Source organism: Proteiniclasticum sp. (assembly GCF_032054185.1).
Taxonomy (GTDB): domain Bacteria; phylum Bacillota; class Clostridia; order Clostridiales; family Clostridiaceae; genus Proteiniclasticum.
Window position 1 is genome coordinate 43,009 of record NZ_DAMBTF010000015.1, and the last position, 21,067, is coordinate 64,075.

The window sequence follows — 21,067 nt, forward strand, 5'->3', positions numbered from 1 at the left end:
GTATATATAATCATATTGAGGACCAGTTCAATTCGCTTGAACTGGTCTTACTATTCCTCCATTTATGAAGTCATCCTACATAAATATTACGAAATCGGTAATCAATCCTTAACCATTCTGTAAAATCTGTGCATTATAATGGAACTAAGAATCAATCTGAGACCTCTTTGGGCTACAAAGGAAATATAATCTAGAGTTTCACATAAATTCTATTTATTTATTTCCTGCTATTGTGTATAATGCATAGATGGAATTAAGTTTAAGGAGCATTGATAATGAATAGATATACTGATGCCTACGAAGATCTGGTATTGATTCTCTCGAAAGAAGAAGTCATGCTGGATGAGCCCATGATGAACCATACATGGTTTGAAATAGGTGGCACTGCGGATGTTTTGGTTATTCCTGACTCGGTGGACAGACTGATTAAAGTCATCCATTATGTGACCGAGAATAACATACCTACTTTTCTCATCGGCAATGGATCGAATCTACTGGTTAAAGACGGCGGAATCAGAGGAATCGTCATTAAGACAGAAATGATCAATCAGATCAGAGTTGAAGGGAATACTGTTGTTGCAGAATGCGGATCACTACTTGCGGATATTTCTGAAGCTGCGTACAATGCAAGCCTTACCGGATTTGAATTTGCCTGCGGAATCCCTGGAACTTTAGGTGGCGCTGTATTTATGAATGCCGGTGCCTATGATGGAGAGATGTCTTTTGTTCTTGACAGTGTACGTGTCATCACGCCAGATCTTAGGATCATTACCCTGAGTAAAAATCAGCTTGAGCTTGGTTATAGAACATCAGCAGTGAAGATCAACGGATATGTGGTACTGGATGCGGTCATCCTTTTAAAGCATGGCAGCAAAGAAGAAATCAAAGCGAAGATAGATGACCTTACACATAGAAGAGAAGACAGACAGCCTCTTGAGTTTCCTTCAGCAGGAAGCACCTTCAAGAGACCTACAGGACATTATGCAGGAAAGCTGATTCAGGATGCCGGACTTAAAGGCTATCAGATGGGCGGAGCGCAGGTTTCAGAGAAGCACAGCGGATTTGTCATAAACAGGGATCATGCTGAGGCTAAAGATGTACTGAACCTGATTAACTATATTCAGACAACTGTAATGGATAAATTCAATGTGGAACTTTGCACTGAAGTGCTCATCGTGGGAGAAGACAAATAATATAAGTAATTATTGAATTATATTTATCTTTAAAGAGAGAACATGGTGTTTTCTCTTTTTTTTGTTCCATTATGACGCGTGAAGGTGGAATGATTTCCTTGATTGAAGAGTTTTCATGAGTTATCATCTAAGTATACGATTTCATTCAAGGGGGAGACTAATGAAGTATAAAATACGTGAACAGGTGACCACAATGAAAAGATATGTGGCGGGCAAACCCATATCGGAGGTCAAAAGAGAACTGGGGATCGAAACGGTCGTGAAGATGGCATCAAATGAAAATCCTATGGGTGCAAGTCCCAAAGTGAAAGAGGCCATCATGAAAACCTGCAAGGATATCAGTCTTTATCCTGACTCAGGTTCCTATGCGCTGAGAAGTGAGCTCTCAAAGCTAACAGGCAGAAGCATGGATGAGATTTTCATCGGAGGAGGATCGGATTCACTGATCAAGGTGATTTCTTCAACATTCCTCAATCATGATGACGAAATCATCATGGGTGAGCATTCCTTTTCACGTTATGAAGATAACGCAAGGCTTATGGGGGCTAAGATCGTCAAAACGAATATGGAAAAGCTTGTTCTTGATCTTGATGACATGGAGAAAAGCATCACAGACAGAACGAAAATCATCTATCTATGCAATCCCAACAATCCGACGGGATCATCCTTCGGAAAAAACGATTTTGAAGCCTTCATAAAGAAGGTGCCTGATCATATCATCATCGTGATGGATGAAGCCTACAGAGAATATGTCACAAGAGAAGACTATTTTGATGCTCTGGATTATCTGGATGAATACAAGAACCTCATTGTACTTCGAACCTTTTCAAAGGCATATGGTATGGCCTCGCTTAGAGTAGGATACGGCTTCGCCGATCCTGAGCTTGTAGGATATTTCTATCGTGTTGTCGATCCTTTTGATGTCAACCTGTTTGCTCAGGAAGCGGCAGTGGCAGCTCTTGGGGATACCGAATATCTCAAGAAGGTTATTGAAGAGAACTCAAGAGGAAAAGAATATTTCTACAAGGAGCTTGAAAGCATGGGGCTTTCCTATGTGGTATCCGATGCAAACTTCATTCTCTGGGATACTGAAGGTGATGATATGGATATATTCCACAGACTCATGAAGAAAGGATATATCATAAGACCAGGCGGATTCCTTGGAATACCGGGATACATCCGAGTTTCAATATCCACTATGGAGAACAACATCGGTTTTATGCGTGCATTTAAAGAAGTGCTCAGTGAAATCAGAGAGCAGGAAAAAATCTCAGTATAGTCGAATCAAAACATAACATCACCCAAGGAGAGCGGTATGGAAGAAAAGGATAAGCATAAGCATAAAATATCAGTGGAAAGAAAAGGGCTGTATTATATTGGTATGGCTATACTCATTACTGGTTTTATCCTGTTCTTCTCTGTGTTCTTCATCGGAATGAACGAAGATCCTTTTTCAGGTGATTCAGGGATGGGCTCAATGAAAAACGGCTTCATAGGATTCATTCTCATCGGTCTGGGCGGTTTCATCATGAATATCGGAGCAAGAGGCGCCGCAGGTTCCGGACTGATACTTGATCCCGAGAAAGCCAGAGAAGACCTGAACCCCTATACAGCAGCTGCAGGAGGAATGATTAACGATGCACTGCAGGAAGTGGATATTCTGAAACCGAAGCCGGGTGAGAAGGATGTCGTCAAGGTCAGGTGTCTGAGCTGCAGAGAACTGAATGATGAGGATGCCAGATTCTGCAAAAACTGCGGAAAAGAAATATAGCAATGATAAAAGAAGGATATTGCCTGAATCAGGCAGTGTCCTTCTTCTTATCTGCTGTGGTATAATCTTCATAAGAATACAAGGAAATAACAGGTGTAGGGTATGAAGATAAAAGACTGGATGAATATGGGTTATGGGATAAAGAGGTGGTTCGGTCTTGGAATCGTCGGTCTTAGTGTAATCATTTTTGCGCTGATAGAGCTGATATTTCAGAGATACGGCAAGAGTGCCTATAACTTCTACTATATATATCTACTGATACTGGGTGTTTCTGTCCTTTATGTATCCATCGCTGAGCTCATCAAGAGCTTCATGACGCTGGCAAAGGATGGTCTCATCGACTTTAACATGGACTCAAGAGAAATCGGCAGTCTGATTCACGAGAAGAAGCTTCTGGTTCAGGGGCCAAAGGTGGTTATTATAGGTGGAGGCACCGGGCTTTCGACCATTCTTAAGGGGCTGAAGAATTATACCAATAATATCACAGCAGTTGTGACCGTCGCAGATGACGGGGGCGGATCTGGAATATTAAGAGAAGACCTTGGTATTCTACCTCCTGGCGATATCAGAAACTGTCTTGTGGCGCTGGCAAACACCGAGCCTCTCATGGAAGAACTCATGCAGTACAGATTCAAGGATGGGTCGCTTAAGGGTCAAAGCTTCGGAAATCTGTTTCTTGCAGCCATGAATGGAGTATCGGATAATTTTGAGGATGCCGTACAGAATATGGCCAATGTTCTGGCCATAACCGGAAAGGTACTTCCTGTTACTCTTGACAACGTCAAGATCAATGCCATTCTGGATAACGGTCAGCTGGTTGTGGGCGAATCTCATATTCCTGAGGTCAGCATTTCGGAAGGGGCGAAGATCAGGAAGCTCTATGTCACTCCGGAAAATGCCCAATGTCTCCCAGATGTGAGAGAAGAGATTCTGAATGCCGATGCCATTATTCTCGGTCCGGGTTCTCTATATACCTCAGTCATACCCAATCTGATCATCAAAGGAGTACCGGAGGCCATAAAGGAAAGCAGGGCGAGCAAAATCTATATCTGCAACGTCATGACCCAGCCCGGAGAAACAGATGAATTCAAGGTATCAGATCATATCAGGGCCATCTACGAGCATGGCGATATCGGAAAGCTCGATTATGTATTTGCCAACACCATGTGTATCCGAAATGAGCATCTCCGGAAAAAGTATCATGACATGAAACAGTATGAAGTGATCGTGGACGAGGAGAAGCTCCGGTATGAAGATTTTGAACTGATTCTCGGGGATTTCATAAAGCCAAGAGAAACTTCTGTGAGGCATGATGCGGATAAGCTTTCCAAGAGACTCATGGAGATCATTCTTAAGGAGACTCTTGTGAACGACAAAAGGAGAATCCTTGAGTATGTGGTATTATCGGGCAAGCTGAAGAACAAGAAAAATTAGAGCGGTTAAAGTGCAGAAGCAAGGGGATTTCCTTTCTTCATCTGCACTTTCTTTTTATTTCTGCATACAGATGTCCGTTTCTATGACAGGGGCGTTATGGTATAATAAAATGAGTCAGCTGTACTAAATCTGTCAGTATTTGATGGGGTTTATGGCTGATCAGCAGAAAAAAATAGAACAGGTTCGGGTGAGCATAATGTCATTTTCGTCAACAGTAAAAAGTGAAATAACAAGAAATACAGATATATCCAGAGAAGAAATCATATCGATTCTCTCTGCCATCATGAGGTTATCGGGCACCCTAGCATTTGGATCATCCAAACTGTCCTTCAAGATAACCACAGAGAATCCTTCCACAGCAAGATTCATTTTCAAGCTGCTGAAGGATCATCTCATGATTCATGGAAGACTCCTGGTCAAAAAATCAGGCTCTCTCAAGAAGAACAACGTCTATGTCATTGTAATCAGTGAAGATATGGGACTTAAGGATCTGCTCATAGAAACAGGGATTCTTAAAGATGAGGAGGATACGTTCAATCTGGACTATTCCATCAGCAAGGAACTCATCCGTACAGATGCACTGAAAAAAGCCTACATCAAAGGGTCTTTCCTGGGATCAGGAAGTGTATCGAACCCTGAAAGAGCCTATCACCTGGAGTTTGTGGTAAGCTCGATTGAGCTGGCGGAAGATCTCAAGGATCTCATCAATTCCTATGGCCTGTCTGCCAAGGTGATTGCGAGGAAAAATGCCTATATCGTCTATCTTAAAGAGGGGGAACAGATAGTGGACATTCTGTCCATCATAGGAGCCTTCAACAGTCTTTTTGAATTCGAGAACGTCCGGATCGTGAAAGATATGAGAAACAACGTCAACAGGCTGGTCAACTGCGAAACGGCCAATCTGTCGAAAACGGTAAATGCTGCGGTGAGACAGGTGGAATCCATAAGACTCATCGAAAAAGAAATCGGGCTTGGAAGATTATCTAAACCGTTAAGAGACATTGCGGAAATCAGGCTCGAATATCCCGACGAATCCCTGAAGGAGCTTGGCGAAATGCTGAATCCTCCGGTAGGAAAGTCAGGAGTCAATCACAGACTGAGAAAAATAGAAAAAATAGCAGATGAACTGAGGAAGGGGGGACTGTAGTGGCAAAAATCGATCGTATCATGGAAAGCATCAGGGAAATGCAGCTTGGGACAAAGCTGTCAGTCAGGACCCTCGCAAAGGATCAGGGGGTAAGCGATGCTACGGCATACAAAGCCATAAAGATCATGGAGGAAGAGGGATATCTCGAGACTCTGCCAAGAACCGGGACTATAAGAGTTGAGAGTGAAAAAGAGAAAAAGATCGAATCCATAACCTACAATGAGATCATCCGGATTGTGGATGGGGAGCTGCTTGGCGGAAAAGAAGGGGTGGAAAAGACCATATACCGATTCAATATCGGTGCCATGACCATGGAAGCCATGAAGAAATATCTTACTATGGGCGGACTGCTCATTGTGGGAAATCGGGATGAAGTCCACACTCTTGCGCTCAACATGGGCGTCGGGGTGCTCATCACTGGAGGCTTCAAGGCCACCGAGAAGAACGTGGCTCTGGCTGACCGCCTGAAGCTACCGATCATCTCCTGCTCCTATGATACTTTTACCACAGCATCCATGATCAACAGAGGAATCTCTGAGAATCTCATCAAGCAGACCATTCCCTATGTCAAGGACATTATCCAGAAGGAAACCCATCATCTCAAGATGGAGAGCAGAATCTCGGATTACCTCAAGCTTTCCGAAAAATCCGGACATGAAAAGTTTCCGGTGGTGGACAGGAAGATGGTTGTTCAGGGGATCATCACAGCAAAGGAAACCCTTGGACGGGAAGAATCAGAACTCATCGGTGATGTATACAGAAAAGTCAATATATCCATTACGCCTAAAACTACGGTATCCTATGTGGCCCATATCATGGACTGGGAAAACCTGCCTCTGTGTCCGGTGACGGAAGAAGGGGTGCTTGTCGGTGTCATTACGAGGACGGATATCCTGAAGGCGCTTCAGGAACGTCATATGAAACCCATGGAGACCGATACCATAGAAGACAAGATCATAAGAAGCCTGGTTGTGGAGAAGAGGGACGGAAAGTTCTATTACAGCGGAGCGATCTCTCCTGAATTTCTGGATCCTCTGGGCAATGCATCGAGAGGTCTTCTCTCCATGCTCATGTCGAAAACGGCAATTTCCCATCTCCAGAACCAGTATTACAGCTGCAGTCTGGATAAGTGCTCGACAGATTTCTATGAAGTGCTGGGCATTGATGCGAAATTCGTCATGGAAATCAATATCATCAAGACATCGAAACTTCATTCCAAGGTGGATGTCAATATGAGATCCAGAGATAAGCTTATCGCAACCTCAAGACTCAATATCGTACATACACTGGATGATTAATAGACAGAATTAGGAGGAAATACTCATGTTTTATCATATTGTACTATTCAAACTGAAGGACAAAAGTCCGGAAAATATGGACAAGGCTAAGGAGCTTCTGCAGTCCATGGAAGGGAAGATTCCTCAGCTTAAAGGGCTCACCGTCGGAAAGGACGTTGTAAGCTCCGCGAGAAGCTATGACATCTGCCTCATCACGACCTTTGATTCACATGAAGCTATGGATGAGTATCAGGTGCATGACTATCATGTAAGCACTGTACTGAAAAACCTGAAACCCATGCTTCTGGACTCGAAAGCCTGTGATTTTTTTGCATAAATTCACACTGCAGCCCGCGACATCTTAAGAAAGGATAATAACTATGGAGAAAGCGTTTGCCCATCTACATCTGCATACGGAATTCAGTCTTCTTGACGGATCGGCAAAGATCGATGGCATCATAAGACGAGCAAAGGAACTGGGCATGAAATATGTGGCGGTTACTGACCATGGAACCATGTATGGGACTGTGGAGTTCTACAAGACTGCGAAGAAGGCAGGTCTCAAGCCCATCATCGGGTGCGAGATCTATGTTGCGGCGAAGGATATGCACATCAAGCATCAGGATCCGGAAAATACCACCCATCATCTGGTTCTTCTGGTCAAAAACGAGAAGGGCTACGAGAACCTCATGAAGATCGTTTCTGCGGCGTCCCTTGAGGGGTTCTATTATAAGCCCCGTGTCGACCATGCATTTATTGAAAAGCATGCAGAAGGGCTTATTTGTCTTTCTGCATGCCTCGGAGGAGAGGTTCAGGAATACTTCAATCTCGGTATGCCGGATAAGGCCAGAGAAGCTGCGCTCTTCTATAAGAGCGTCTTCAAGGACGATTATTATCTGGAGCTGCAGGACCATGGACTTCTGGAGCAGAAGAAGGTGAATAAGCTCAATATCGCTCTGGCGAAGGAGCTTGATATTCCTCTGGTCTGTACAAATGACGTGCATTATCTGAAAAAAGAGGACTCGAGAGCCCATGATATTCTTCTATGCATCCAGACCGGAAAGACCGTGGATGAGGAAAACAGGATGCGTTATCCTTCGGATCAGTTCTATCTGAAATCCTATGAGGAAATGTATGATCTGTTCCAGTATGTCCCGGAAGCCCTTGAAAATACAGTGAAAATTGCTGAAGCATGTAATTTTGACTACGAATTTCATGTATCCAAGCTGCCCAAATTCCCGCTCCCTGAAGGGACAGACCCTTATGCGTACCTTGTGGAGAGAACCTACGAGGGAATGGTGGAGAAATATGAGGCATTCAAGGCTTACCGCGGAAAAACTCCTGATATCCCGTTTCTCCGTAGCCTGGAGGATGAAGAGAGCAAGGAAATCATAAGGCGAATCGACTATGAGCTGGACATCATGAATCAGATGGGGTATGTGGACTACTTTCTCATTGTGTGGGACTTCATAAAGTTTGCCAACGACAATGAAATCGCCACAGGTGCCGGAAGAGGAAGTGCTGCCGGCTCCTGCGTTTCCTACTGCCTGAACATCACAAAGATTGACCCCATAAGATATAACCTTCTTTTTGAGCGGTTTCTGAATCCGGAAAGAATATCCATGCCCGATATCGACTCTGATTTCTGCTATGAAAGAAGAGGAGAGGTCATCGACTATGTTGTCGCAAAATACGGCGCTGACAATGTGGCGCAGATCATCACCTTCGGTACCATGGCGGCAAGAGCCTGCATACGAGATGTGGGCCGTGCCATGAACTACCCTTATGGAGAAGTGGATCAGATTGCAAAGATGATTCCTTCAGTTTTAGGCATCACCCTGGATAAAGCCATTGAGATGAATCCTGAGCTCAAGCGGGTCTATGAGGATGACGGAAGAGTCATGGAGCTTCTGGATATCTCCAGAAAACTTGAAGGCCTCTCAAGGCATTCTTCCACTCATGCCGCAGGTGTCGTCATCTCTGAGAAACCACTGGTGAACTATGTTCCGCTTCAGAAGAACGATGAGTCCATCGTGACCCAGTTCACCATGAACACCCTGGAGGAGCTTGGACTGCTTAAAATGGACGTACGAATTGTTCGTTAACGAAACACTCCAGAAATGGAAACAAGTTAGCGGAGTAAGCAAATGAAATACTAGATAAAGTTGGTACAAAAGTGGCTAGAGCCCGCCCGCTGGAAAAGTAAAGTAGTGAAACTTACTTAACTATCTATTTGATTAGAGTGGTGAAATTCCACTTGTTGGGTAAATGTCGATACCCAAACCCCTGATACTCCGTTGTGCCAGTTAACCTTATTATTAACTGGTACAAAGTACGGTGAAGTCGGCCGAAAAGGGCCTAACTGGATGAAATATAAGAGTAATATTGGTACAAAAGTGACTAGGGTCCACCTGTATGAAACTATAAAGTAAAAAAGATGGTTACGAAGTAGGTCGGGGGTCCCAAAGAGAAATCTTTGAAATGTAATATGCCTACACACCAGGAACTACCGTATGAAAGGCTCGTAATTTATTAGACCCCATCGAAAGATGGGGGGTCCCTATAGGGATTTTAGTCGTGGTAACTGTATTGTCCATTGCAGTTACGATATTTATCCAAAATAAGGATAAATGTTCTCATCCCAGTCGACAAAGCGGGAAAAAGAATGGCTAACGGGTTAAAGGTAGAGGCTAAGTTACAATAAATAAGGGATAAAATAGATGGAACAATTGAACCTCGGAAGAAAATGTTAAAGCTATTAAGAGCAGATGTTTCTAACAAGTAGGAAATGACTTGTGAATTCGGGGGGCAGCAGCCCGTAGTAGTGTTGAAGCAGAGTAATGTCTGTGGAGCGAAGGGGCATAGTCGTAGATTAGAGTAATGTAAGATAAGTTTAATTGTTAAGGTAGCCGTTGAGCGAAACGAACTAACCACGATATAAAGTGTCACGGAGGTGATGCCAGTGGGGACAAAACTTAGCAGGGTTCCAAAGAATGAAAAGGAACTTAATAAACTTTTACAGGACATATACGTTTCGGCTAAGAATAACTATGATAACAGGAAAGAATGTAACTTCACAGGTATCCTAGAAATAATCGCTTCCGAACCAAACATAGTAACTGCAATTCATAAAATCAAAGCCAACAAAGGTAGTAATACCGCTGGAATAGATGAAAAAGGAATTAGCGATTACTTAGGCAAGGGATACGATGAACTCATCGGACTAATCAGGGGTAAGCTCTACAACTACAACCCCGAAATGGTAAGAAGGGTATGGATACCAAAACCAGGTAAGAAAGAGAAAAGACCTTTAGGAATTCCTACAATTATCGATAGGATAATACAAGAATGTGTAAGGAATGTCATAGAGCCAATTGCAGAAGCCCAATTCTTTGAACACTCATATGGTTTTAGACCGATGAGGTCAGCAGAAATGGCAGTGTCTAGAATCAAGCAAATAAATTTCATTGCTAAATGTCATTGGGTAGTTGAAGGAGACATCAAAGGATTCTTTGACAACATAGACCACAACACAATGATGCAAAGCTTATGGGATATTGGCATACGTGACAAAAGAGTACTCAGTATTATTAAACAAATGTTAAAAGCAGGAGTTATGGGTGAAATTGCTATCAGCGAACTAGGTACGCCCCAGGGCGGAATCATATCGCCACTATTTGCAAACATATACCTAAACCGATTCGATAATTTCATAACCAGTGATTTTGAACGAAAGAAACTAAGGAAAACCTATACCAGAAGAGACGGAGAAATTACGAGCATGCGTAATCATAGTAATCTGAAAACAGCTTATTATGTAAGGTATGCGGATGATTGGGTAATCCTCACGGATAACCGTGAAGATGCTGAAAAGCTTAAGTATAAAGCGAAAAGGTATCTCAAAGAAACGCTCAAACTGGACCTATCAGAAGAAAAAACACTCATAACAAATGTGTGCAGTAAGCCCATAAAGTTTTTAGGAGTAGAAATTCGACTGGCTAGGATAAATAATAGATGGGTTAACAAGGTTTCTCCCGAAAGGGTAAGATTTCAGAGGAAAATGGAAGACCTAAGTCGCGAGCTGTTCTACATTAGGAAAGTCTCAACTTTGGACAGCGACCGACTTGTACAAAACATCACGAGGGTCAACTCTATCATTGTGGGACTGCTAAACTACTATAGTATGTGTGACCAAATCAGTGTTGAAATAAGGAAGTATGCTTGGCTACAAAAGTACACAGCATACAAATCATTAAAGAGACATGGTGGTCAATGGATAAGAGCGAATGAAGTTAAGAACCTCATTGGATTGCATAGTGGGCATAGAGCGCACATTCCAGCAATCAAATATAAGGGAATGTACATAGGAATCACAGACACAAACTTCGCAAAATGGGAAAATCCGAAGATGAAAAATCAGCGTGAAAACCCATATACGACAGAAGGAAGAGAACTGTACAACCAAAGAATGAGGCGTAAAGGACTTAAAGCAAGAACTGATGAAGTGAACTCAACGGAACATGCATTATACATCAGGATGAGCAAGAGTCCGCTATACAACTTTGAATACTTCATGAATAGACCATATACATACAATAGAGATAAAGGGAAATGTAGAATCTGCGGAGGATACGTCGAACCTAATGAAGCCAGATTTCACCATGTGCAAACGAAGTTGCAATCTGAAAAGAGAAATAAGGTCAGCAATCTAGTAACAGTACATCAATACTGTCATGACCTTATTCATAGTGACAAAGAGCCGAGCAGTCTGTCAGAGAAAACATTAGAAAACTTGAGGAAATACCGCAAGAAATTAAACATCTGACAATACTCGAAATAGTCAACCGTAGACTATAAACTACGATGGAACGCCGTGTGCGGTGAAAGTCGCACGCACGGTGTGAAGGAGGGGAAAAGGACTCCAAACAGGTAATGCTGTGGATGTTTCTTACCTATTCCTATTTTCTAGGTCTCCGGACGCTGACAGTCATGAGGGATACCGTTGAGATGGTAAGAGAGAGCTCAGGCGTTTCCATAGATATCGACACTTTAGACCTTGATGACAGAGAAGTCTATAAGATGATCGGAGAAGGCAAGACCGTCGGGGTGTTCCAGCTGGAATCAGCTGGTATGACGAGCTTCATGAAAGAGCTCCGGCCGGATTCCCTTGAGGACATCATCGCAGGAATATCTCTTTACAGACCCGGACCGATGGGTGAGATTCCGAAATACATCGAGAATAAGAACCATCCGGGAAAAGTCACCTATCTCTGCAAGGAACTGGAACCGATCCTCTCAGTAACCTACGGGGTAATTATCTACCAGGGTGCGACGCGTTCTCAATTGAAAAGATTGAGCAGACCTGCAAGGAATGTTAGCTAATCAGCTTACGAGAACAACAGGTCTGAACTAATAACTCGATATGCGGAATGAAGGAGTAACGCCCTGAAACGCATACTATAATACTCCGACATGCATCATAAAACGAAAGTTTAGGTGTATGAAGCTCGGTGAAGACGGCTGAAGAAACCTAAGCCTAAGAAACGGACAAGTAATGTTGGTGCAAAAGTGGCTAGAGCCCACCCGCATGAAAGGAAGAAAGTAAGAGGTATGGTTGTCGATAGGTCGGTAGTCCATAAAATACCTATGGTTAGAATATCAGCAAAAGACGCTGACAGACGAACTTGCGATGTAAAGGGTCTAGATATGAGCATATCGAAAGATATGAACAAGTCCTAGGGACATCGTTAGTGTGGGAAAGTAAGAATCTTGGTTATGAAATCCCATGATACGCGAAGGAGAAATCTGGCGGGCGTATCTAAGCTAACAGGCTTATAGCAAGAACCTAAGGGTATATGTAAGGATAGAGTTATTGGAACACGGAAAGGTACCGAGGACCATAAAGGTCCGAGTTGTCGAAGAACAATAAGCAACTGAATCGGTGCTGAAAAGTAGTGGTCGAACCGTTTTAAAACTCCTTGTAATGAGTAGTATAGGAATGGCCACAAGTCGAGAATAACAAGCAAATATCATATAGTTGAACATGGGGATTCGAGTAAGACAAAAATGCCTCTATCATATGATGGGAGGTGCCCTATGTCAAAGAAAAAGGGAAAATCTATTGAAGACCTGAGACATAACGAATACTACAACATGCAAACGGTCTTCGACGAGTTGTATTCAAAAAGCCAAGATGGTAATACATTAGATAACCTTATGCAGATAATACTATCTGAAGAAAACATATTATTGGCATACAGGAACATCAAAACCAATGGTGGAAGCAAAACTCCTGGAACTGACGGATTGAGTATCCAAGACATTTCAAAACTGACTGCTGAAGAAGTGGTAAGTAAAGTGAGATTCATAACTCGCGGAAGTGAACATGGGTACAGACCAAAAGCCGTAAGAAGAAAGGAAATACCTAAACCCAATGGAAAAACAAGACCACTTGGCATACCATGTATTTGGGATAGATTAATACAGCAGTGTATTCTACAAGTAATGCAACCCATTTGTGAAGCAAAATTTTCAAACAACAGCTACGGATTTAGACCGTTAAGGTCAGTTGAACATGCTATAGCTAGAACATATAGAATGCTCCAGATGAGCAACTTATACCATGTCATAGAGTTTGATATCAAAGGGTTCTTCGATAACGTTGACCACAAGAAATTAATCAGACAAATATGGGCCATGGGTATAAGAGATAAGCAACTAATCTGGATAATAAAGCAAATCCTTAAAGGACCAATTAAACTGGAAAATGGACAAACCATAATCCCGATAAAAGGGACCCCGCAAGGTGGCATTCTATCACCGTTACTCGCTAATATAGTATTGAACGACTTGGATAAATGGATTGAAAGCCAATGGCAGAATCACTCAGTAACCAACAATTACAAAAAGAGGGTGACAGCTAACGGAACAACAACCTCTCATGCTTTCCGTGGCATGCAAGAGACAACAAAGCTGAAAGAAATGTGGATTGTGAGATATGCAGATGATTTTAGAGTCTTCTGTAGAAAACATGAAGATGCACAAAAAGTATTAATCGCAACTGAAAAATGGCTGAAAGAAACCCTGAAACTTGAAATATCCTCAGAAAAGACAAAAATTGTTGATGTCAGGAAACAGTACATGGAGTTCCTTGGATTTAAAATAAAAGTAACATGGAATCATCAGAAAAATAAATATACTGTATTCTCACATATAAGTGATAAAGCATTAGCAGTCAAGTCAGAAAAGCTGATAGAACAAGTTAAAAAGATATGTCATGCAGGAAGCTCAGACAGTGAAGTTAGGGAAATCGTACTATACAATGCGATGGTAATGGGTATTCAAAACTATTACAGTATCGCAACGATGGTATCAAGTGACTTGAATCACATACAACAAAGAACCTATAGGCTGTTATACAATGGATTAAACACCCAAAATGGTAATCGTGTAGTGAAAACAGGTAGGGACCTAACGGACACAGAAATACAGAGATATGGGAAGTATAAGTCGCTCCGATACATCAAGGGAACGGGCGAACCTATCTACCCAATATACGCCATACAGTTTAAAAATCCGATGGCATTCAGTATTAAGAACTGTCTATACACCCCTGAAGGAAGAGAAAAGATACATGACTATCTTGGCAATGAATTAAAGCTGTTGAATCAATTGCGAAAGCACTACCCAAATAACCAAAACATTGAGTACTTTGATAACAGAATTTCATTATACTCAATGCAAAATGGAAAATGCTATGTATTAGGTAAACCCATAGAAACTAGAGCCGAAATACATTGTCATCACAAGAAGGCACGTAAGGATGGCGGAACTGATGAATTCAGGAATCTTGTATTGATACATGAAGATGTTCATAAACTAATTCATGCAACACAGGAGGAAACTCTCAAGAAATATCTCGGGATTTTGAATCTGAACTCTGAACAGAGAAGAAAAACCAATCGGTTACGCTTTACATTAGGCCTATCCATTATCAAAGAATACGACAAAGAGGGGCAAAAGCTCACCCTGGAAAAAGTTGAAAACTATTTAGATATTTAGCCATAAGATTCTCGATGGAACGCCGTGTGCGGTGAAAATTGCACGCACGGTGTGGAGTGGGGGAAAATCTGGAGATAAGTTCAAAGGATTACCTATCACTATAGCAGGTCATGCAGATTGTAAGAGATCTTGCGGGCTATTCTCTGGGCAGGTCTGATCTTGTCCGAAGAGCCATGAGCAAGAAGAAACATGATGTCATGGAAGAGGAAAGAAAGAACTTCATCTATGGACTGGTTGACGACAAAGGGAATGTGATTGTTCCCGGCTGCGTAAGAAATGGCATCGACGAGACCGTTGCGGGCATCATCTTCAATCAGATGATGGACTTTGCAAGCTATGCATTCAATAAGGCGCATGCTGCAGCTTATGCCGTTATCGGCTATCAGACGGCATACCTGATGAGATACTATCCTGCGGAGTTTACGGCAGCTATGCTGAACTCCTTCATCGGAAATGCGGATAAGTGTTTTTCCTATCTCAGATTTGCCAAAAGCCTGGGGATCAGCGTGGTTTCACCGGATATCAACGCATCGGAGTTCAAATATAAGGTGAAGGACGGAAACATCGTGTTTGGCCTAGGTGCGATAAAGGGTGTCGGCAGAAATATGGTGGATGCCCTCGTGGAGACAAGAAACAAGGGCGGACGATATAAGTCCATTATGGATTTCATCGAAAGAAATACCGCAAGCGGTCTCAACAAGAGAGCTGTGGAAGCTCTGATCAGATCTGGTGCTTTTGACGGACTCGATGGAAACAGAGCACAGATGCTTGCCGTCTATGAAAAGATCATGGACAGCTTTACCCAGAAGAGCAGAAGGAATATCGACGGTCAGGTCTCGCTTTTCGGAGATCTTCTGGAAGATGATGATACCGTGCAGATCGAATATCCGAAGCTGAGAGAGTTTGATCATAAGGATCTTCTCTTCATGGAAAAGGAAATGACCGGGATGTATATGTCGGGCCACCCACTGGACGAATATGAAGAAACGCTTAGAACGGCAGTCAGCCATAAGGTATCGGATATTCAGACAGAAAACAGGGAGATCCTTGATGATGTCAGGGATGACGCGGCGATGTTTGCCGATGAAATGATGAAGAAAAGCGGCTTCAAGGATGGAGATCGGGTGATTCTCGGTGGAATGATCAGAGATATTTCCAGGAAAATCACGAGAAACTCTGCAATGATGGCGTTTATGAATCTCGAGGACCTCTCTGGGGTCATTGAGTGCATCGTATTTCCCAAGACCTACGACAAGGTTGTGGCCTACCTCAAAGAAGACAGCATCGTACTCATTCGTGGAAGACTTTCCATCAAGGAAGAGGAAAATCCAAAAATTATTGTGGAATCTCTTGGAGACCTCGTTCCTGAAAAGAACACTAAACTATATCTGAGATTCAGGAATATGGATGATGCTAAGCTTATGGTGAGAGCCTTAAGGCCGGTATTAACGACCTTCAGCGGAGAGACACCTGTAATCGTGGTGGCGTCAGACAAACGTGAAGTGATGCAGCTTGCAAAAGAGCTATGGATTGATGGAGATTCTCCAGTAATCAGGATGCTTATGGATAAACTTGGTGAGGAAAACGTGAAACTTGTTGAAAGCTAATCATTTTAAAAGTGATATCACCAGTTGGTGTTACCTTCTTGAAATCATTTCATTTAAGAGATACAATAGTATGGGCTAAATTTTTTTGTAGACGGAAGATAAACTCTTCTGCCTCTATTTAGGAGGATAAAAATGAAGAAAATCGGTATATTAACCAGTGGCGGAGATGCACCAGGAATGAACGCGGCGATCAGAGCCGTCGTGAGAACAGCTTTAGTCAATAACATAGAAGTAATGGGGATCTACAAGGGGTACCTGGGTCTGCATGAGGGAGAGATTCTTCCTATGGATAGAAGGTCGGTATCTGACATCATACAGAAGGGCGGCACCATTTTAAAGACTGCCAGGTTTCCTGAATTCAAGGATCCTGAGGTAAGAGAGAAGGCTGCTCAGGTCTTAAGGATTTATGGAATCGAAGGCCTTGTGGTCATCGGCGGAGACGGATCCTTCATGGGTGCAAAAGGTCTTTCAGAGCTGGGGATAAAGACCATAGGCATTCCGGGAACCATCGACAATGATATGGCCTACACAGACAGAACCATCGGCTTCGATACTGCACAGAATACAGTCATCGATGCCATCAACAAGATCAGAGACACATCTTCTTCCCATCAGAGAGTATCCGTTGTGGAAGTCATGGGCAGAAACTGCGGAGACCTGGCTCTTTATTCAGGACTCGCCGGTGGAGCTACGACCATTCTTGTACCGGAGAAGAAGTATACTAAGGAAGAGATCATCAGAACTGTAATGGACGGAAGAAGACACATGAAGCATCATAACCTTGTGGTTATTGCAGAAGGTGTAGGAAACTCCGATGAAATCGCCAAGGAAATCGAGGAAATTTCAGGAATTGAAACAAGACTGACTGTTCTAGGACATATCCAGAGAGGTGGTGCTCCTTCAGCCTATGACAGAATACTGGCTTCCAGGATGGGACACCGCGCTGTAGAACTTCTTATGGAAGGAAAATCAGCCAGGGTCATTGGAACTGTAAGAGGAGATATTGTGGATTATGATATCCATGAGGCGCTCAGCATGGATAGACCGTTCAATGAAAAGCTGTACCAGATCGCCATGGACCTTGTTTAATAGGGATAGGAGGATGAAAAATGCGTAAAACGAAAATTATCTGTACCATCGGACCGACATCAGATTCCGAAGAAACCATCAGAGAGCTGATTCAGGCAGGAATGAATGTTTCAAGACATAATTTCTCTCATGATGATCATGCCAATCACAAAGTTAAAATGGAGAGGGTAAGAACAGCGGCCAAGGAACTTGGCAAGCAGGTTGCGATACTCCTTGATACAAAGGGACCGGAGATCAGAACACATGATTTCAAGGATGCCCCAGTGCTGCTTAACGAAGGAAATATGATCGACATTCATACAAGAGAAAAGATCATGGGTGATGCTGAGCGTTTCTCTCTCACTTATGAGAAACTTGCTGAAGATGTGGAAATCGGAAACAGAATACTTATTGATGACGGACTGATAGAACTTGAAGTGGTTTCCGTAAACCGCGAAACCGGAGTACTTTCCTGCAGGATTCTAAATACAGGAACTGTATCCAATCACAAGGGAATCAATCTTCCGGGAATCAAGACTCAGCTTCCTGCTCTGACTGAGAAGGATCTGGATGATCTTCGTTTTGGTGTGGAAATGGGTGTGGATATCGTTGCGGCATCTTTCATCAGAAAAGCTGAAGACGTTCTGGCCATCAGAAAGGTTCTGAGAAATCTCGGAGCTGATGATATTTTCCTGATGTCCAAGATCGAAAATCAGGAAGGCGTAGATAATGTAGAAGAAATCATCAAGTTCTCCGACGGAATCATGGTGGCAAGAGGAGATATGGGTGTAGAGATTCCACTGGAACAGGTTCCTGGCATCCAGAAGAGAATCATAGAAATGTGCAACCTTTCAGGAAAGCCGGTTGTTACGGCTACTCAGATGCTTGAGTCCATGGTGAGATATCCAAGACCTACAAGAGCTGAAGTTTCTGACGTAGCCAATGCCATTTTCGATGGCACCGACTGTATCATGCTTTCAGGAGAAACCGCAAACGGAAAGTACCCTGTGGAAGCGGTAGAGACCATGGTCAAGATTGCAGAAGATGCTGAGAGCAGAATCAAGCATGACAAGGTGATCTCAAAGCTTATGCTCACTCATGCGGCATCTGTACCAACAGCAATCAGCCTTGCCAGTGTAACGACAGCTTACGAGCTTGGTGCATCTGCAATCATTTCTGCTACAGTATCCGGAAGTACCGCGAAGAATGTTTCAAGGTTCAGACCTGAGTGTCCGATTCTCGCAATTACGCCAAGCAACTCAGTAGCAAGAAAGCTGTCTGTTTACTGGGGTGTTTATCCCATCGTTGCAGAGCTCTATAATTCTACAGATGAAATGATCGATACCACAGCGGATATCGCAAAGAAACTGGGATTTGTGAAGGATGGAGATCTGGTGGTCATCACTGCAGGTCTGCCAATAAACTTCGTGGGCTCTACGAACATGATCAAGGTTCACCTCATAGGAGAAGTCCTGCTGCAGGGGAAGAGAACACATGAAACAACCCAGGTGGTCAGCGGTGTCGTCAAAAAAGCGATATCACTGAAAATGGCGGATGAGAATGTTCAGACGGGAGATATCCTTGTTGTGAACTCACTGACTGATGAGTTCATGAACATCCTTCATAAGGTATCTGGTGTAATCGTGGAAAGCAATCAGGTTACTCCTGAGATATCGGTTGAAGCTATGAAGCATGATATTCCGATCATCGCAGAAGCCATGAACGCCATGTCTGTTCTGACAGAGGGAACTCTTGTGACCATCGACGGCAAAAGAAGTCTGGTCATCAATGGAAGAACCAATCTTAAATCATAATATAGAGGAGCCTTAGGGCTCCTTTTAAATGGAAAATTAACAATTTGTACATATATCGCGTTTATCATTGGTACACAAAGGTTTTCATAATATACGAGGATAAACTTGATTAAATTTAATAAAAAGTTTACAATATAGATACAATAAATTTACATTTGAATCGGTTCCTAGTGATATAGTAGTAAATGTAAAAAATTGAATTATTGGCAACTGATTCAAAACTTCAGCACCCTGCAAATGGGTGCATTTTTTTTGGGCGTTTTGCTGAATATAGATTATAATGAGAATAATAAATGCAAAGTGATGAGGAATTAAAGATGAAGAAGAATGAAGAACATATACTTAAGATCGTAGATCAGGGACATACCGGTGAAGGAATCGGAAAAACAGATCATTATCCGGTTTTTGTGGATTTTGCCCTTCCGGAGGAAATGGTCAACGTAAAGATTCTGAAAGCCAACAAGAATTATGGCTTCGGTAAGATCATGGAAATCATGGAAGTGAGCCCTGAAAGAGTGGAACCGCCCTGCCCTTATTACTATAGGTGCGGCGGCTGCCATATCATGCATTCAAGCTATGAGGGGCAGCTGAAGTTCAAGAAGAAGAGAGTGAAAGATTCACTGGAGAGAATCGGGAAAATCGGACATGTGGAGATTGAAGACACCATCGGCATGGAAAATCCTTTCCGCTACAGAAACAAGGTCCAGATTCCTTTAGGTCGTCTAAATGGTAAATTCATCTCCGGTTTCTATGCAAGAAGATCTCATAGAATCGTAGATATTGAGAGCTGCATCGTACAGCATATTGATGGTGATTATGTTCTGAATATCTTAAGGGACTGGGCAGAAGAATTCAATATTTCTACCTACCTTAATGACGATGTCATAGACAGAAAAGGAATCCTCAGACATCTTATGGTGAGAAAAGGATTCAGGACCGGGGACCTTATGGTGGTTCTTGTGGTGACCAAAAAAGAAGTTCCACACCTTGAAGTTCTTCTTGAACGTCTGAAGAAGCTTGATGGATTCCAGTCACTTCTTCTGAACATCAATGCTGAGGATACGAATCTTGTTCTGGGTAGAGAGAATATCCTTATCTTTGGAAAACCTGTGATTGAAGACTATATCGGGCCTTTTAAGTTCAAGATCTCACCTCATTCCTTCTTCCAGGTGAACCCTGTTCAAACGGAAGTCATGTATGAGAAAGCTCTTGAATATGCGGGTCTTACTGGGGAGGAAACAGTATTTGACTGTTACTGCGGTGCAGGAACCATATCTCTTTTCCTGTCTCAGAAAGCGAAGAAAGTGTATGGAATAGAGATTGTTCCTCAGGCAATTGAAGATGCAAAAGTGAATGCCAGGGAGAACCATGTGGAAAACGTTGACTTCCTTGTGGGTAAATCGGAAGAAGTTATCGTTGATCTTATAAACGATGGTATAAAAGCAGACATAGTAGTGGTTGATCCCCCTAGAAAGGGATGCGATATCAGACTTCTGGAAGCAATCAAGGAAATTGCGCCTGAAAAGGTGGTATATGTGTCCTGCGATCCGGGATCCCTTGGTAGAGATCTAGGGATACTTGAGTCCTTTGGTTTCCATACGGAGAAAGTGACACCTATTGATAATTTTCCCAATTCCTATCATGTGGAGACAGTAGTATTGATGTCAAGGGTAGAGAAGTAAGAGTGTAGAAATA

At 42.7% G+C, this 21,067-nt stretch carries 13 protein-coding genes and 2 pseudogenes; all 15 read left to right on the top strand.

Annotation, left to right across the window (positions count from 1 at the left end):
• Positions 1–275 precede the first annotated feature (275 nt).
• The 15 genes and pseudogenes from murB to rlmD all read left to right on the top strand — a co-directional run bounded on the left by murB (position 276) and on the right by rlmD (position 21,054).
• On the top strand, positions 276–1,193 hold the full coding sequence (gene murB, locus RTX25_RS09650) for a UDP-N-acetylmuramate dehydrogenase (protein ID WP_312653130.1): 918 nt from the start codon (positions 276–278) through the stop codon (positions 1,191–1,193).
• Between the two features lie 160 nt (positions 1,194–1,353).
• Positions 1,354–2,472 (top strand): histidinol-phosphate transaminase, encoded by a 1,119-nt coding sequence (gene hisC / locus RTX25_RS09655; protein WP_312653132.1) that lies wholly within the window; start codon positions 1,354–1,356, stop codon positions 2,470–2,472.
• 36 nt (positions 2,473–2,508) lie between these two features.
• Complete coding sequence (locus tag RTX25_RS09660; RefSeq protein ID WP_312653134.1) at positions 2,509–2,964, top strand: zinc ribbon domain-containing protein; 456 nt, start codon at positions 2,509–2,511, stop codon at positions 2,962–2,964.
• A 102-nt stretch (positions 2,965–3,066) separates the two neighbouring features.
• Positions 3,067–4,398 (top strand): YvcK family protein, encoded by a 1,332-nt coding sequence (locus tag RTX25_RS09665; protein ID WP_312653136.1) that lies wholly within the window; start codon positions 3,067–3,069, stop codon positions 4,396–4,398.
• A gap of 196 nt (positions 4,399–4,594) precedes the next feature.
• Positions 4,595–5,545, top strand: coding sequence for a DNA-binding protein WhiA (gene whiA / locus RTX25_RS09670; RefSeq protein ID WP_312653137.1), 951 nt, complete (start codon positions 4,595–4,597; stop codon positions 5,543–5,545).
• Positions 5,545–6,843, top strand: a complete 1,299-nt coding sequence (locus tag RTX25_RS09675) for a DRTGG domain-containing protein (RefSeq protein WP_312653139.1) — start codon at positions 5,545–5,547, stop codon at positions 6,841–6,843. Before whiA ends, RTX25_RS09675 begins: the two co-directional genes overlap by 1 nt.
• 25 nt (positions 6,844–6,868) lie before the next feature.
• Positions 6,869–7,159 (top strand): Dabb family protein, encoded by a 291-nt coding sequence (locus RTX25_RS09680; protein ID WP_312653141.1) that lies wholly within the window; start codon positions 6,869–6,871, stop codon positions 7,157–7,159.
• Positions 7,160–7,202: 43 nt separating this feature from the next.
• Positions 7,203–8,909 (top strand): annotated as a pseudogene (gene dnaE / locus RTX25_RS09685) (DNA polymerase III subunit alpha); the annotation flags it as partial.
• Positions 8,910–9,784: 875 nt separating this feature from the next.
• Entirely contained in the window at positions 9,785–11,647 is a 1,863-nt protein-coding gene (gene ltrA, locus RTX25_RS09690) for a group II intron reverse transcriptase/maturase (protein ID WP_312653143.1), read from the top strand.
• 137 nt (positions 11,648–11,784) lie between these two features.
• Positions 11,785–12,147, top strand: a pseudogene (locus RTX25_RS09695) (DNA polymerase III subunit alpha); the annotation flags it as partial.
• A gap of 771 nt (positions 12,148–12,918) precedes the next feature.
• Positions 12,919–14,883 carry a group II intron reverse transcriptase/maturase gene (gene ltrA, locus RTX25_RS09700; RefSeq protein WP_312653145.1) on the top strand — a complete coding sequence of 655 codons (1,965 nt, stop codon included), beginning with the start codon at positions 12,919–12,921 and terminating at the stop codon, positions 14,881–14,883.
• Positions 14,884–14,993: 110 nt separating this feature from the next.
• Positions 14,994–16,490, top strand: a complete 1,497-nt coding sequence (locus RTX25_RS09705; RefSeq protein WP_312653147.1) for an OB-fold nucleic acid binding domain-containing protein — start codon at positions 14,994–14,996, stop codon at positions 16,488–16,490.
• Between the two features lie 132 nt (positions 16,491–16,622).
• On the top strand, positions 16,623–17,579 hold the full coding sequence (pfkA, locus tag RTX25_RS09710; protein WP_312653149.1) for a 6-phosphofructokinase: 957 nt from the start codon (positions 16,623–16,625) through the stop codon (positions 17,577–17,579).
• Positions 17,580–17,599: 20 nt separating this feature from the next.
• Positions 17,600–19,372: a pyruvate kinase gene (gene pyk, locus RTX25_RS09715; protein ID WP_312653151.1), complete on the top strand. Its 1,773-nt coding sequence runs from the start codon at positions 17,600–17,602 to the stop codon at positions 19,370–19,372.
• 317 nt (positions 19,373–19,689) lie between these two features.
• Positions 19,690–21,054, top strand: a complete 1,365-nt coding sequence (rlmD, locus tag RTX25_RS09720) for a 23S rRNA (uracil(1939)-C(5))-methyltransferase RlmD (RefSeq protein ID WP_312653153.1) — start codon at positions 19,690–19,692, stop codon at positions 21,052–21,054.
• The last annotated feature ends 13 nt before the right edge of the window (positions 21,055–21,067 follow it).

Coding starts and splice junctions, on each gene's coding strand:
- murB (WP_312653130.1), top strand. CDS start 276: ATGAATAGATATACTGATGCCTACGAAGATCTGGTATTGATTCTCTCG.
- hisC (WP_312653132.1), top strand. CDS start 1,354: ATGAAGTATAAAATACGTGAACAGGTGACCACAATGAAAAGATATGTG.
- RTX25_RS09660 (WP_312653134.1), top strand. CDS start 2,509: ATGGAAGAAAAGGATAAGCATAAGCATAAAATATCAGTGGAAAGAAAA.
- RTX25_RS09665 (WP_312653136.1), top strand. CDS start 3,067: ATGAAGATAAAAGACTGGATGAATATGGGTTATGGGATAAAGAGGTGG.
- whiA (WP_312653137.1), top strand. CDS start 4,595: ATGTCATTTTCGTCAACAGTAAAAAGTGAAATAACAAGAAATACAGAT.
- RTX25_RS09680 (WP_312653141.1), top strand. CDS start 6,869: ATGTTTTATCATATTGTACTATTCAAACTGAAGGACAAAAGTCCGGAA.
- ltrA (WP_312653145.1), top strand. CDS start 12,919: ATGTCAAAGAAAAAGGGAAAATCTATTGAAGACCTGAGACATAACGAA.
- RTX25_RS09705 (WP_312653147.1), top strand. CDS start 14,994: ATGCAGATTGTAAGAGATCTTGCGGGCTATTCTCTGGGCAGGTCTGAT.
- pfkA (WP_312653149.1), top strand. CDS start 16,623: ATGAAGAAAATCGGTATATTAACCAGTGGCGGAGATGCACCAGGAATG.
- pyk (WP_312653151.1), top strand. CDS start 17,600: ATGCGTAAAACGAAAATTATCTGTACCATCGGACCGACATCAGATTCC.
- rlmD (WP_312653153.1), top strand. CDS start 19,690: ATGAAGAAGAATGAAGAACATATACTTAAGATCGTAGATCAGGGACAT.